The following is a 13,084-nucleotide window of genomic DNA, read 5'->3' on the forward strand; positions in this document are numbered from 1 at the left end:
CAGAGGCAGATAATATGCTACGTTTAAGCACAGATAGCTCCTCCCCCAATAGTAATAGGCCCAATATTAATCAGGAGGCGAGTGAACTGGCTCCCCGTCCGACTTCTATTCAAGACACTGGAATACAAGAATCCGTATTACTCGAGTTGATGCTAAAGCATCTTTTGAATGGCGGGGTATTGACCAAGTCTCAACTCGTCAAGAAGATGGGGATCACCGGGGGGATTATTCAGGCACTGTTCGATAAGGCTAAAGGCTTGGCCTGGGTTGAAAATCGACAATCCACAGCCGATGGCCAGATGCGTTATGCACTGAGCGAATCGGGTGACCGATATGCCAAGCAAGCCTCGATGAAGAGTGGCTATCGTGGCCTGGTGCCTGTGCCATTAGCGCAATATTCAACAATTTGTCGTATGCAGTCCAGTAGAAGAAACCCGATCACCTTCAAGATGTTACAAAATGCCCTTAAGGCGCTGGTTCTGCCCAATGACCTGCTGCATAAAATAGGTCCGGCGCTAAACTCTAGTCGGCCAATACTCATCTATGGTCCACCCGGAACGGGTAAGAGTTATCTTTGTCGAAACCTGAACGCCACCTTAGGTGACACTGTGTTAATTCCATACGCGATTGCTGTCGGTACCGAAATTATTCAGGTATATGATCCACAACTTCATCATGCTGTAGATAATGCTATTGAGTTGGATCAATTGGATCTGGTAAAAGGTCATGATCCGCGTTGGATCGAGTGTAAGAGGCCCTTGCGGATCACCGGAGGTGAGCTCTCGGCCGAAATGTTGGAGGTGCAATTTGATAGTCATAGTCGAACTTATATGGCCCCTATTCAACTTAAAGCCAACAATGGCATCCTGTTATTAGATGATTTAGGCCGCCAGCGCATCAGTGCTAAGCAACTCTTCAATCGTTGGATCATCCCCATGGAGGAGCAGCGTGACTTTCTGTCCATGCAGTCGGGTGAACATTTCGAGATCCCTTTCGAGTTAATTCTACTATTCTCTACTAACCTTAATCCTAAAGAACTGGTCGATGATGCTTTCTTGAGGCGGCTCGGATATAAAATTCACTTCGATGCACTCGATGAGCCCCTGTACCGAAAAATCTGGTTTCAGGTATGTGAAGAGCAAAGGCTCAGCTGCAGTGAGGAGATGTATCAACACCTGCTCAATGATTATCATCTTCTTCTGGAGAAGCCTTTGATCCCTTGTTATCCCCGTGATTTGTTAGGGATCATGGCAGATCAAATCAGTTTTATGGAACTCAAACCTGTGGTGACTAAGGCCTTGATTGCTGAAGCTTGGTCTATCTATTTTGTTCAGGGTTAACGTTCAGTTAAATAAGCGCAAAGGAGCTTTCGATGAACAATAAAACCATGTTATTCGTCTTGCTGTCGCTGGTCTTCGGTGTGGTAGCGGTTTTTTTAGCCCAGAGTTGGCTAGAGTCTAATAGTGAAGCCGATGGCTTAGAAGCGACATCGACAGTGATCACTATGGCAACCTTAGTGCCTCTTGGGGCAATACTGGAGCGAAAGCATCTGAAGTTGACCCCTATGCCTAACTCGGTGATCCCTGAAGCTGCCATTAAAACTTTCGAGGAAGCCGAAGGCATGGTAGTTAAGCATAATCTTTATAGCGGAGAGATATTGCGCAGTGAGCGCATTATCAAGAAGGGAGAGGGCAGTACATTAGCGAGTTTGATCAGCCCTAATATGCGGGCGGTGACCATCAGGGTGAATGATGTCATCGGGGTCGCAGGCTTCCTGTTACCGGGTAATCGCGTCGATGTGCTTAATTTATTCAAGAAAGACGGAAGCTTACACACAGACATCGTATTGGCTAATATCAAAATTCTCGCCATAGATCAAAGATCATCCAATGACGAAAACAAGCCAACATTGGTGCGGGCGGTGACTCTCGAGATGAGTCTTGAACAGGCGGAGACCTTACTTATCGCCAAGGGCCGTGGAAAACTGCAATTGGCATTAAGAAATCCCAATGACTCCGCCGAAGTTGAGCTAGCCTTAATCAATGAGAAACAACAGAGAGAGGAGATATCTGTTGTTAACACAGCGACACCGCCTAAGACAATAGTTCGTGTTTCATCAGAGAGTAAAACTAAGGTCTATGTGCTCAAGGGGATGAAGGAGCAGGTTGTTAAGATGAGTAATTAGGGGTAGATGGTTATCCATGCATTGAGAAAGGAGTGCAGTATGCCAGGTTCAATATCAAAATTGATTAAGGTATTAGCATGTTGTTTAGCTTTGAGTTTCGTTGTGATACATTTTTCAGCCAAAGCCGGAGGTCCCACGGGAGCGAGCCGAGATATCATGCAGATCCCGATCTTCAAATCCAGGATCATAAATCTTAAGCATGCCGTTCATCGGGTATCAGTGGGTAATCCCAACATAGGGGATATCAAATTACTGCCGAACAATGAGCTCTATGTATTAGGTAAGAAACTAGGCAGCACTAATATCATGATCTGGGATGAAAATGAGCGATTGGTTGATGTTATCGATATCGAGATCACCCATGACCTTAATGGGCTTAAATTACGCCTACACGAATTCTTACCCGGTGAAAAGCTTGGTGTACAAACTTCTCAGGGTCATCTGTTGATAAGCGGACAGGCATCGAACCTGAAAAAGATGAATACAGCAGTCGAGCTCGCTAAGGCATACGCCGCCGCCGCATCTGTGTCTAAGGTCAAGAGCACAGTATTGAACATGATGACAGTGGGCGGGGATCACCAGGTAATGCTGGAAGTGGTGATTGCCGAAGTTCAGCGAGAAGTCGCCCGTCAATTCGATTCCAAATTTTTTATCTTCAATAAAGGTTCAAAAATGTCGGGAGGAGTGGCTGGGAGAGGTGGGTCGTTTGACTTAGACCCAGCAGCAGCAATCGATAGCCGGGGCTTCTTTGCCCGATACCTCAACGACAACCTAATGATGAACTTTGCCTTAGATGTCGCCAAACAAAATGGTTTAGCTAAGATATTGGCCGAACCCACTGTGACGGCGTTGAGTGGCCAATCTGCAGAGTTTCTTTCCGGCGGTGAGTTTCCCATTCCTGTACCGGGTATTAATGGTTCCACTACCATTCAATATCGTGATTTTGGGGTTGGAGTCAGGTTTGTCCCCACGGTGTTAGACTCGGGCCAGATAAACTTAAATCTCAATGTCATTGTGAGTGAGATCAGTAATGTCCATTCAGTGTCACTGTCAGGTGGAGGCTCAAATGCCACTCTGATTGTCCCGTCAATTGTCAAGAGAACCACATCGACAACGGTAGAGCTTGCCGATGGTCAGACTATCGCTATCAGCGGCCTAATCAGTGATACCTTGCGGGAAAATATAGACAAGTTACCTGGTCTTGGGGATATCCCCATCTTAGGTCAACTTTTTACCAGTAAAAGTTTTAAGAGTGGTCAGAGTGAACTCGTCATTTTAGTGACCCCTAGGTTGGTAAGGCCCTTTAACAGGAAACATATTTCGCTGCCCACCGATGATTTTGTGTTGCCGTCTGATATGGAGTTTTATCTCTTAGGCAAGATGTCACACAAAAAACAGAATTCACAGCGGAGCGGGACTCCCTACGAGGCGATTGCAAATGATGCAAAGGTCTATGATACGGGAACTCAACAGAAATACGGACACTCACTTTAGCTAAGGGAGAATGGGTGTATGAAAAAGTTCAATGTTAACTTAGGTGTTAAGCATGTTTGCCTATTGGTCGCAGTCACATTAGTGGGCTGCGCCGAGCTCAACGATTTTCCTATGGATGCCAGTTATCAGCAGGTGAAACAGATCCAGATTTTAGATCCCGGCGCGCCGGAACGCAATGCCGGTATAGTCGGTGTGTTGGAGGGAAATTATGGTGAAAGGGTGATGAAGGCCTACCGTGAGAGTAATGTGGTGCCCAAAGAAGCCAGAACTAATATGTCGATGAAAATAACCAATTAATTAATATTGTGATACTTGTTTGTGGCACTCCTGTTGAGCCTGAATAAGTATCACTCAACTTAACCCTGATGATTGGAGGCAAGATGTTTCCTTCACAAGTGAGCTTTAAGCAATTTTCTTTAGCTAAACTGGGTAAACAAGGCGGGGCCATACTGGTGATGTTTACCATAGGATTATTCTCGTTGCTGGCCGTCGCCGCCCTCGCACTGGACGGTGGGCATCTTCTGCTGAACAAAGGCCGGTTACAGAATGCGGTAGATTCATCTGCCTTATATGCGGCTAAGATATTGCAAAATGGAGGTAGCCTCTTTGATGCCAGAGAAGCGGCGACGCTCATCTTGATGCAAAACCTGGGGTTTGAGGAGAACAGTGAACTCAATACCAGCGTCGATCTGTCGTCACCGGATTATAACGCCACTCAAGTCACAGCCAATATTTTTATCGAGTTTTCCCTGTGGCCCGATCCATTCATTCCCGTGTTCGATGATTCCAGCAAGTATGTGCGGATCCGTGTCGAAAATGTCGGCTTAAATAATTTTTTTGCTCAAATATTAAATTTTGATAAGAAAGTGAGAGCATCGGCCGTTGCCGGCAAGAGTACGGATATCGAATGCCTGAACAGGGTGGTACCTATGATGGTTTGCGGACTGAATACCGATCCTGATTTTACCATAACAGATCCAATTTCAGGTGAGATAACTCAAGCCCCATTTGGTTTGCCTCTCGATACACTCTATGTGATGAAGACGGGGTCGAATCAAGGAACGGCCATAGGTCCGGGTAATTTTCAGTTACTTAGGTTAGGCGGCTCCTCCGGTGGTGCCGATATTCGCCGCGCCTTGGCCGGGGAGTTCACCCCAGGGGCATGTGTGGGTCCAGGTGATGATGTACAAACTGAGCCGGGAAATAGTGTTGGCCCTGTGGTTCAGGGGTTAAACACACGGTTCGGTCTGTGGCAAGGAGGCGGAGTTAATTCCGACGAACACCCCAGGGACTTTAATATTTGTCAGGGGGACAGGGTCGAAGTCGACAACGACGGGGTGATCATTCCTTTTAGTGGAGTGGAGGCCGAGTACAGTCATCAGGACTACCTCGATGGCGATGATTTCAATCACTGTGGTACCGGTGATATCACCTCAGATACCAGTATTGCAGCAGGTGGACGCCGAGAGCTTCCTGTGGTGATAGGTCTCTGTAACGGGATGACAAATGGTGCCAATACTATTACGTCATTGGGGACCGGTTGTTTCTTCCTGACTCAGGAGATCAGCAAGAAGGGAAATGAGGCCCATGTGGTTGGAGAATTTGTTCGTGTGTGTTCCAGTGCCGGAAATGCGTCACTGGATCCTAACTTTGTGAGTAATACCTCCACCATAGTGCTCTACCGAGACCCGGACAGCCCGGATTCATAAGGAGGAATTATGGGGTTAAGACAACAAACAGGTGTAGCGGCCGTCGAGTTTACTATTTTGTTACCCGTCTTGTTATTGTTGGTGTTTGCCACCGCCGAGTTGGGTAGAGCCCTGTATCAATATAGCCATCTGACGCGCATGGTGAGAGATGCGGGGCGATACCTCTCCACCAAAGCTATTTCCAACACCACAGAAAACCTGCCGAACCCGCTCAATGATGCCAGCTGTGGCAACTGTATCTCCAACACCATAGATCTGTTGGTGTACGGCAAAGTGGGCGGCACAATTCCTCTTTTATATGGGCTGGATGCAAGCGATGTGACTATCATTGGCGACTCGGTTACCGACAGAGTCATTATCACAGTGGATTATGATTGGCTGCCTCTGTTTGGTGAGCAGATATCAGGTTTCGGCTTGGGTGATAGCACAGATCTTAGTTTCAATTTTCATGTTAGCTATGCGATGAGAGCCGGACTATGAAATATCAGCGTGGAGTCTATGCGGTTGAATTTGCCATAGTCGCTGGCATATTTTTCATGCTGATGTTTGCCATTATCGAGGTGGGCAGGTTGATGTACACCTACAATGTGCTGCATGAGGCCTCGAGGAGAGCGGCCAGAATTGCTGTGGTGTGTCGGATAGACGATACCGATATTAAAACCATGGCGCTGTTTAATGGCGCAAATCTGATTCCTAACCTAACGACGGCTAACTTAAGTATCAGCTATCTCGATGAGTTAGGTAATGCTGCAACAGGCATAGATATCGACTTGGTGAGGGCGGACATAGCCAACTACCAACATCAGTTTCTTGTACCTGGCTTATCCAGGGTCATAAACTCGCCCACTTTCACTGCCTATCTGCCTAGAGAGAGCTTAGGCGTTTATCATGTCGAAGAGGATGATCCTGGTAGTGGTTTTATCGATTGTAATTAAATAGTCTTAGAAACTAAATTCTTACTATAGTAAATATAAGTATTTTTTATCAAGGGATGACAACCGAATGGATAAGCCGCTGGAGTTACTGGTGTCGAATGAAACAGCAAGAGACACTAACAAAAACATCAATGTCGACTCCCATCCGGCGGTGAAAACGCTCGCTAATAGAATATTGCCTTACCCGGTACACGCGCTCTTGATAAACAGTTGTCATAAAAGCATCGCCGATATCGAACTCAACCTGAATTCTTATCTGAACCTCTCCTGGGAGGGGATAGAAACTGTTAATTCATTCGCCGCGAGTTCGACGAACGCTAGGCCTTATAATCTTGTTCTTTTAGTCTTGCCCAATGATGAAGCCAGTGCGGTTCAGGCACTAAAATCTGCTGCAGCCTATGGTGTCGATATTATCATTCTTGGTCAGAATACCCCTCAAGGCGTCTTGAGGTTAGCCTTTCAGCAAGGAGTGAGTGATTTTGTCTCCCCGCAGGAGCTCGCGGCTGAACTGCTACAGTCACTGGAAAAGATAGCGCATAAACTGGCAGATAAGGCCGACCTAGCCCCAGTGCTGGCTGTGGTTAACGCTAAGGGGGGCTCGGGGGCCAGTTTTATCGCGGCCAGTATCGCCATGATCACATCGATTAGAGATGAAGGAGAGGTTTCCCTACTCGATACCGACCTTTTACAGGGGACCTTGGCACATATGCTGGGTCTGGAGCCTCATTATTTTATCACCGATGCGATACAGGAATTGGACTCTCTGGATGAAATGGCACTAAAAGGCGCCATGACCAATCTGGGTCATCTGCATCTGCTGGCTGCCGAGCCATTTGCTGTCCTCAATGCCAGCGAGCCCATCGAGCTGCGAAATACCAATGAACTTTTACTCAAGTGTCGCCAGTATTATCAACAGGTGGTTATCGATCTCTCTCGTGGTCCTGAAATTTGGAATGTCGATATGCTAACCAATGCCAACATTTTACTGGTGATGCAGCAAAACGTGATGAGTATCCGTGAAGCTAAGGCTGTGGTCAATCAACTGGTAAGATTTATGGGTATCGACATAGAGCGTATCCATTTACTGATTAATCGATATCAAAAGACCAGTTCGGGGATAAGCTTGAAAGATATTAGGGAGACGACCGGCATCGAGTCGCACTTCGTGGTGGCCAATGATTTTAAGCTTGCCAGTCAATGTACCGACCTGGGCTCACCCATCACAGAGGTCGCTAATCGCGAGCAAATTCTCAAAGATCTTTCTCAAGTGACAGAACATTTTTTCCCCAGATCCAAACAGGCCGTGGGTCGTTCTCAAGGATTTTGGAATCGAATATTGAGGAAGGGGCTATGACCAATATGCCGGAACAACAAAAAGTAGAATTTAAGCAACTCACAGCGGAGGAGCTGCATTTAAAGGAGCAGGTCTATAATAAATTGTTGAGCGTCATGGATCTTTCCTTGATTGAAACCATATCGAAAGAGCAGGCCCAACAACAGATCAATGACATTTGTGACCAGTTGATCACCGACTTGCATCTGCCCATCAATCTGTCCGCCAGACAACGTTTGATAAAGCTGATCATAGATGAAGTATTAGGCTTGGGGCCGCTGGAGGTATTGTTGGCGGATCCAAGCATCTCAGATATTTTGGTTAACTCATATAACCGGGTGTATATAGAGCGCAAAGGTAAGTTAGAACGAGTCCCGATAGAGTTTCACAACAACGCCCACCTACTCAATATTATCGACCGGATCGTCTCCAGTGTGGGTCGAAGAATCGATGAATCATCCCCTATGGTCGATGCTCGTCTGGCGGATGGCTCTCGGGTGAATGCGATAATTCCGCCACTCGCCTTAGATGGACCCGCATTATCCATCCGGCGGTTTGCCGTGGATAAAATGTGTGCCGAGGAACTGATCGAGATAGGCTCCATGACCAGTCAGATGAATGAGCTACTCAGCGCTGCAGTTGCTGGCAAACTTAATATCTTGGTTTCCGGAGGTACGGGTAGCGGTAAGACGACATTACTTAACATGCTCTCCGGCTATATACCAGCCGATGAACGGATTGTAACCATAGAAGATTCTGCGGAACTACAACTACGTCAACCCCATACGGTCCGCCTGGAAACAAGGCCAGCCAATATCGAAGGAAAAGGGGAGGTGAGTCAAAGGGATCTGGTTAAAAATTGCTTGAGGATGCGCCCGGATAGAATCGTCATCGGTGAAGTCAGGGGGGGAGAGGCTCTGGACATGTTGACTGCGATGAATACCGGTCATGAAGGTTCACTCACTACGCTGCATGCTAATAGCGCCAGAGATGCCTTGGGGCGTCTCGAATACATGGTGTGTATGGCAGGTTTTGATATACCAGTGGTTAATATCAGGACTCAGATAGCATCTGCAATCGATCTGGTGGTACAGCTTGATCGAATGGAAGACGGGGGACGGAGAGTAACTAGCATTCAGGAGATCAATGGCATGGAGGGGGAGATCATCACCATGTCTGAGTTGTTTTATTTTAAGCGTGAAGGCAGAGATCAAAAAGGCGACATCATAGGAAAGTTTGCCGCCACTGGGGTGATCCCTGGTTTTCATAACAAATTAAAACAGCACGGTATCGATCTTTCATTAGATATTTTCGATTGTGGTGATCCTTTTGCCGATTTTTAAGGGGCGAGTATGTTCTCAAATGAACTGATCTTTTTTGGCTTAATTTTTTTGGCGGTGATCTTACTGTCTCAGGCACTATTTTTACCTGTATATAGCCCACAGAGAGCGAATACGGCATTGATCCGTAAACGGCTGAAGCAACTGTCGGCTCATGCTGGAGATACTAGCTTCGAAGTGTCGTTATTACGTAAGAGTAAATTAGAGAAGTTAACTAATTTAGGTAGGATGCTAGAACGTATAGAATTTATTGAGAATTTAAGTTATCGATTGGAGTTGGCCGATTATAAGATGATGGGCCATCAGTTTTTATTCTTAGGTATATTTACATCGATGATCATGGCGATGCTAGCTTGGTATTACATTAATGAACCCTTCATGACCGCTTTTATTTTTGTCATCACCTCATTCTTGTTTAACATGAAGCTCAATCGTGACACCAATAAGAGAATGGATACCATAGAGGCCAGCTTTCCCGATGGTTTGGATGTGATCCGCCGGGCCCTGCAGGCGGGATATTCCTTTACTGACGCAATAAAATTGGCTACCGAAGAGTTGGAGGGGCCATTGGCGAAAGAGTTTAAGCTGATGTTTGTTAATATCAACTACACCAAAGACATTAAGCTCGCCTTGTTGGGATTTATTCAACGTGTTCCTAGCGTGTCGGCGCTAGCCTTTGCCAGTGCCGTGATGGTGCAGAGAGAAACTGGCGGTAATTTAGCGGAAAATATTGAGAATTTAACTAGGGTAATTAGGCAGAGGTTTAAATTCAGGCGTCGAGTTAAGACTTTATCGGCAGAAGGACGCTTGTCTGCCTGGATCTTAATCTTATTACCCTTCGCGCTCTTTGCCGTTATCTATCTACAAACACCTGCGTATGTCGGTGAGTTAACTGGCACGGAAGCGGGACAAAAATTACTCATGTGGGGAGGGGTCGGAATGATAATTGGCGGCTGGTGGATAAGTAGAATCATTAAGATAGACGTTTAATTATGGATTATCTCATTGGTTTATTAAGTACCCTATTTGACGACCCCGAGCATGTTAAGTGGGCCGTATATGTGATGGCGGCGATCGCAGGTATCACCTTAGCTATCTCGATCTCTTTATTCATCACTGGTATATATTCCCCACTGAGGAAGCGCTTGAAAATCATTAACCAAACCGGTGAAGGGCATCATATGACTCGCACCGACGTCAATGCCACCATAGAGCATGGCATAGGACGTATGGCAAGCAGAACACCGTTAAATCTGACAAATGATGACACTCGTCGGCTATTGATACATGCGGGTTTGCATTCTGAGAATGCACTGGCCGTTTTTAGTTCAGTCAGATTGATCTTATTGCTTATCTCGGCGGGTTTATCTGTACTCATCTTGAGTCTGTTTCCTGAAATATCTGGCATGATGAGTGTGTATGTGGTCGCACTGATGGTGGGGGGGGCCTATTTGTTACCTTCGATGGTGTTACAGCATTTGGCATCCAGACGTATGAAGAATCTCAGAGCAGGTTTTCCCGACGCCTTAGATCTATTAGTCGTCTGTTGTGAGGCCGGACTCGGCTTGCTCGCGGCGCTACAGCGCGTAGCCAATGAACTGGCCATCAGTCATGCCAGTCTCGCCAGTGAGCTGGATCTGGTTTGCAGCAAGGTCAGGGCGGGGTTGACCATCAAGGTGGCTCTGCAGGAGTTCACCGAGAGAACCGGTTTGGAAGACATAAAGGGTCTCAACTCGGCAATCTCACAGAGTATTCGTTTAGGCACTGGCATAGCTGCAACCTTGAGGATATTTTCCGATGAATATCGTGATAAGCGCCTGCAAGATGCGGAAGAGCAGGCCGCAAAGCTTGCGGTGAAGATGATTTTTCCCATGATGCTGTGTATCTGGCCCTCATTTTTCATCGTCGCGGTGGGGCCCGCAGTGCTCAAGGTAATGAAAGTATGGGGACAAGCTTTCTAGCCAAATGATAATTAGTCAAATTAATTAAGCATAAGGAGCGGCCATGGCAGGTTCAATTCGGTTTAACTTATTCAGAGGCTTAAGCCCGTGCTCTCTGATTTCCCCCGTTATCATGCTACTGCTATCGGCATGTATGACAACTAAATCAGCCGAGGAGATACAGGCATTAGAGGTCAGCCCACCTCAGCGGCAAGATCTCTATGACACCAATACTATGATAATGGTAGCGACCGCCAATCCCCCCAAGGATGAAGTGGATGCTGTGGCACGGGCGAAACGTGAAGAATCTTTGGGAAATTTAGACTCTGCTCTGTATCTCTATGTTCAGGCGTTGGATTTCAAACCTGATAACGCCAATGTCCTATATCAAATTGCTAGAATACACAGTATTAAAGGCAATATTCAACTGGCATATTTGACCTATAATGAAGCTTTAGTCATAGAACCAGAGATGATGATGTCTCATGCTGGACTGGGTCTTATCAACATGGATAAGCGTCAGCACAGACAAGCAAGAATACATCTGGAAAAAGCGATAAGTCTGGATCAAACCAGACTGCAACAGCTTGTTCAAAGTTCTGATACTGACCTGTTATTAGATCTTGATAGGTCTTCTCCTATTAGAATCTATAATGCTATGGCGATTCTGGACGATCTGGATAATGAACATGAGCGAGCCCGGATCTTGTATAAACTGGCTTTAAAGAAAGAGCCACATTCGGCACTGATCATCACTAACCTAGGTTATTCCTATTACTTGAGTGGTAATTATACCTTGGCAGAAAATCATCTAAAACAGGCGATACGAGAAGATCCCAGTTTCGATCGTGGCTGGACAAACCTAGGTTTGGTCTATGTCAGGAAAGGCCTATACAATAGGGCTCTGTCGACTTTTGAACATACTATGGAGCCGGCCGATGCATTGAATGATCTGGGATATTTTTTGATGCTAGAGGGGCAATATAAACAAGCCATAGCACTTTTCAAAAGGGCAATTGATAATTCACCCAGCTATTTTGAACAAGCACAGAAAAATCTGCGACGAGCCTCTATGGAGCTAAACAGTAGATATTAATGTTGCCAATAGAATAAATAAAAAAACGCCCGGATGGGCGTTTTTTTGTTTATAGGTAAAATCTAGAAGCTTGCCGACTTAGGTGCGCGAGGGAATGGGATCACATCGCGGATATTAGCCACACCAGTGACGTATGAGACTAAACGCTCGAAACCAAGACCGAACCCTGCATGGGGTACGGTCCCGTAGCGGCGCAGGTCACGATACCACCAGTAGTCTTCCTTGCTCAGGTTCATCTCTTCGAGGCGTGCATCGAGTACATCTAAACGTTCTTCTCGTTGAGCGCCACCGATTATCTCACCGATCCCAGGTGCGAGTATGTCCATGGCGGCAACAGTCTTACCGTCATCGTTAAGGCGCATGTAGAAGGCCTTAATGTCTTTCGGGTAGTTTTTCACGACTACAGGGGCTTTGAAATGCTCTTCCGCCAGGTATCTTTCATGCTCAGATTGCAGATCGATTCCCCATTCGACGGCATATTCGAACTTCTTGCCACAGTTTTTCAGGATCTCGACCGCCTCGGTGTAATCAACTTGAGCAAAGTCACTGGTCACGAAAGACTCAAGACGCTCAATCACCGTTTTATCGACACGTTGGGCGAAAAAATCAAGATCATCACGACGTTCTTCGAGTACGGCTCTGAAGCAGAACTTTAGCATCTGCTCGGCGAGGGCGGCAATATCATCGAGATCGGCGAAAGCCACTTCAGGTTCAACCATCCAGAATTCGGCCAGATGGCGGCTGGTGTTTGAGTTTTCTGCACGGAACGTAGGACCGAAGGTATAGACTTTCGATAATGCGCAGGCATAAGTCTCGGCATTAAGTTGTCCAGATACGGTGAGGAAGGCCTCTTTACCGAAGAAGTCTTCGCTGTAGTCGACCTTACCTTCGTCGGTACGGGGTAAGTTTTCCATGTCTAAGGTAGAGACTTGGAACATCTCACCGGCACCTTCACAATCCGATGCTGTGATGAGGGGAGTCGAGACCCAGATGAAACCTTCTTCATGGTAGAATCTGTGTATTGCTTGTGACAAACAGTTACGTACACGCGC

The 13,084-nt window shown here is 46.5% G+C and carries 13 protein-coding genes; 12 read left to right on the top strand and 1 reads right to left on the bottom strand.

Annotation, left to right across the window (positions count from 1 at the left end; all coding sequences use genetic code 11):
- The first annotated feature begins 14 nt into the window (after positions 1–14).
- The 12 genes from KT99_RS15275 to KT99_RS15330 all read left to right on the top strand — a co-directional run bounded on the left by KT99_RS15275 (position 15) and on the right by KT99_RS15330 (position 12,032).
- On the top strand, positions 15–1,340 hold the full coding sequence (locus KT99_RS15275) for an AAA family ATPase (protein ID WP_005501726.1): 1,326 nt from the start codon (positions 15–17) through the stop codon (positions 1,338–1,340).
- 32 nt (positions 1,341–1,372) lie between these two features.
- Complete coding sequence (gene cpaB, locus KT99_RS15280; RefSeq protein ID WP_005501728.1) at positions 1,373–2,185, top strand: Flp pilus assembly protein CpaB; 813 nt, start codon at positions 1,373–1,375, stop codon at positions 2,183–2,185.
- A gap of 39 nt (positions 2,186–2,224) precedes the next feature.
- The gene (locus KT99_RS15285; protein ID WP_005501729.1) at positions 2,225–3,679 is read left to right on the top strand and encodes a type II and III secretion system protein family protein; all 1,455 of its coding nucleotides are present in this window, start codon (positions 2,225–2,227) and stop codon (positions 3,677–3,679) included.
- Positions 3,680–3,697: 18 nt separating this feature from the next.
- Complete coding sequence (locus tag KT99_RS15290) at positions 3,698–3,976, top strand: hypothetical protein (RefSeq protein ID WP_005501730.1); 279 nt, start codon at positions 3,698–3,700, stop codon at positions 3,974–3,976.
- An 83-nt stretch (positions 3,977–4,059) separates the two neighbouring features.
- Positions 4,060–5,388: a pilus assembly protein TadG-related protein gene (locus KT99_RS15295; protein ID WP_050774371.1), complete on the top strand. Its 1,329-nt coding sequence runs from the start codon at positions 4,060–4,062 to the stop codon at positions 5,386–5,388.
- A 9-nt stretch (positions 5,389–5,397) separates the two neighbouring features.
- Positions 5,398–5,868, top strand: coding sequence for a TadE/TadG family type IV pilus assembly protein (locus tag KT99_RS15300; RefSeq protein ID WP_005501732.1), 471 nt, complete (start codon positions 5,398–5,400; stop codon positions 5,866–5,868).
- Positions 5,865–6,323 (top strand): TadE/TadG family type IV pilus assembly protein, encoded by a 459-nt coding sequence (locus KT99_RS15305; protein WP_005501734.1) that lies wholly within the window; start codon positions 5,865–5,867, stop codon positions 6,321–6,323. Before KT99_RS15300 ends, KT99_RS15305 begins: the two co-directional genes overlap by 4 nt.
- Before the next feature lie 67 nt (positions 6,324–6,390).
- Positions 6,391–7,677 (top strand): AAA family ATPase, encoded by a 1,287-nt coding sequence (locus KT99_RS15310; protein ID WP_005501736.1) that lies wholly within the window; start codon positions 6,391–6,393, stop codon positions 7,675–7,677.
- Positions 7,674–8,999 carry a CpaF family protein gene (locus tag KT99_RS15315; RefSeq protein WP_005501738.1) on the top strand — a complete coding sequence of 442 codons (1,326 nt, stop codon included), beginning with the start codon at positions 7,674–7,676 and terminating at the stop codon, positions 8,997–8,999. The genes KT99_RS15310 and KT99_RS15315 overlap by 4 nt, the downstream gene beginning before the upstream one ends.
- Before the next feature lie 9 nt (positions 9,000–9,008).
- Positions 9,009–9,986 carry a type II secretion system F family protein gene (locus KT99_RS15320; RefSeq protein ID WP_005501739.1) on the top strand — a complete coding sequence of 326 codons (978 nt, stop codon included), beginning with the start codon at positions 9,009–9,011 and terminating at the stop codon, positions 9,984–9,986.
- A 2-nt stretch (positions 9,987–9,988) separates the two neighbouring features.
- Positions 9,989–10,957, top strand: coding sequence for a type II secretion system F family protein (locus KT99_RS15325; RefSeq protein ID WP_005501740.1), 969 nt, complete (start codon positions 9,989–9,991; stop codon positions 10,955–10,957).
- A gap of 43 nt (positions 10,958–11,000) precedes the next feature.
- Complete coding sequence (locus KT99_RS15330) at positions 11,001–12,032, top strand: tetratricopeptide repeat protein (RefSeq protein ID WP_040572074.1); 1,032 nt, start codon at positions 11,001–11,003, stop codon at positions 12,030–12,032.
- 62 nt (positions 12,033–12,094) lie between these two features.
- On the opposite strand, the gene asnS is transcribed toward KT99_RS15330, so the two are convergent.
- A partial coding sequence (gene asnS / locus KT99_RS15335; RefSeq protein WP_005501742.1) for an asparagine--tRNA ligase occupies positions 12,095–13,084 on the bottom strand: 990 nt, incomplete at its 5' end.

Source organism: Shewanella benthica KT99 (assembly GCF_000172075.1).
Lineage (GTDB): Bacteria > Pseudomonadota > Gammaproteobacteria > Enterobacterales > Shewanellaceae > Shewanella > Shewanella benthica_A.

What these genes read in the sequence shown, in the direction of transcription:
- KT99_RS15275 (WP_005501726.1), top strand. Translation starts at nt 15, where the DNA reads ATGCTACGTTTAAGCACAGATAGCTCCTCCCCCAATAGTAATAGGCCC.
- cpaB (WP_005501728.1), top strand. Translation starts at nt 1,373, where the DNA reads ATGAACAATAAAACCATGTTATTCGTCTTGCTGTCGCTGGTCTTCGGT.
- KT99_RS15285 (WP_005501729.1), top strand. Translation starts at nt 2,225, where the DNA reads ATGCCAGGTTCAATATCAAAATTGATTAAGGTATTAGCATGTTGTTTA.
- KT99_RS15290 (WP_005501730.1), top strand. Translation starts at nt 3,698, where the DNA reads ATGAAAAAGTTCAATGTTAACTTAGGTGTTAAGCATGTTTGCCTATTG.
- KT99_RS15295 (WP_050774371.1), top strand. Translation starts at nt 4,060, where the DNA reads ATGTTTCCTTCACAAGTGAGCTTTAAGCAATTTTCTTTAGCTAAACTG.
- KT99_RS15300 (WP_005501732.1), top strand. Translation starts at nt 5,398, where the DNA reads ATGGGGTTAAGACAACAAACAGGTGTAGCGGCCGTCGAGTTTACTATT.
- KT99_RS15305 (WP_005501734.1), top strand. Translation starts at nt 5,865, where the DNA reads ATGAAATATCAGCGTGGAGTCTATGCGGTTGAATTTGCCATAGTCGCT.
- KT99_RS15310 (WP_005501736.1), top strand. Translation starts at nt 6,391, where the DNA reads ATGGATAAGCCGCTGGAGTTACTGGTGTCGAATGAAACAGCAAGAGAC.
- KT99_RS15315 (WP_005501738.1), top strand. Translation starts at nt 7,674, where the DNA reads ATGACCAATATGCCGGAACAACAAAAAGTAGAATTTAAGCAACTCACA.
- KT99_RS15320 (WP_005501739.1), top strand. Translation starts at nt 9,009, where the DNA reads ATGTTCTCAAATGAACTGATCTTTTTTGGCTTAATTTTTTTGGCGGTG.
- KT99_RS15325 (WP_005501740.1), top strand. Translation starts at nt 9,989, where the DNA reads ATGGATTATCTCATTGGTTTATTAAGTACCCTATTTGACGACCCCGAG.
- KT99_RS15330 (WP_040572074.1), top strand. Translation starts at nt 11,001, where the DNA reads ATGGCAGGTTCAATTCGGTTTAACTTATTCAGAGGCTTAAGCCCGTGC.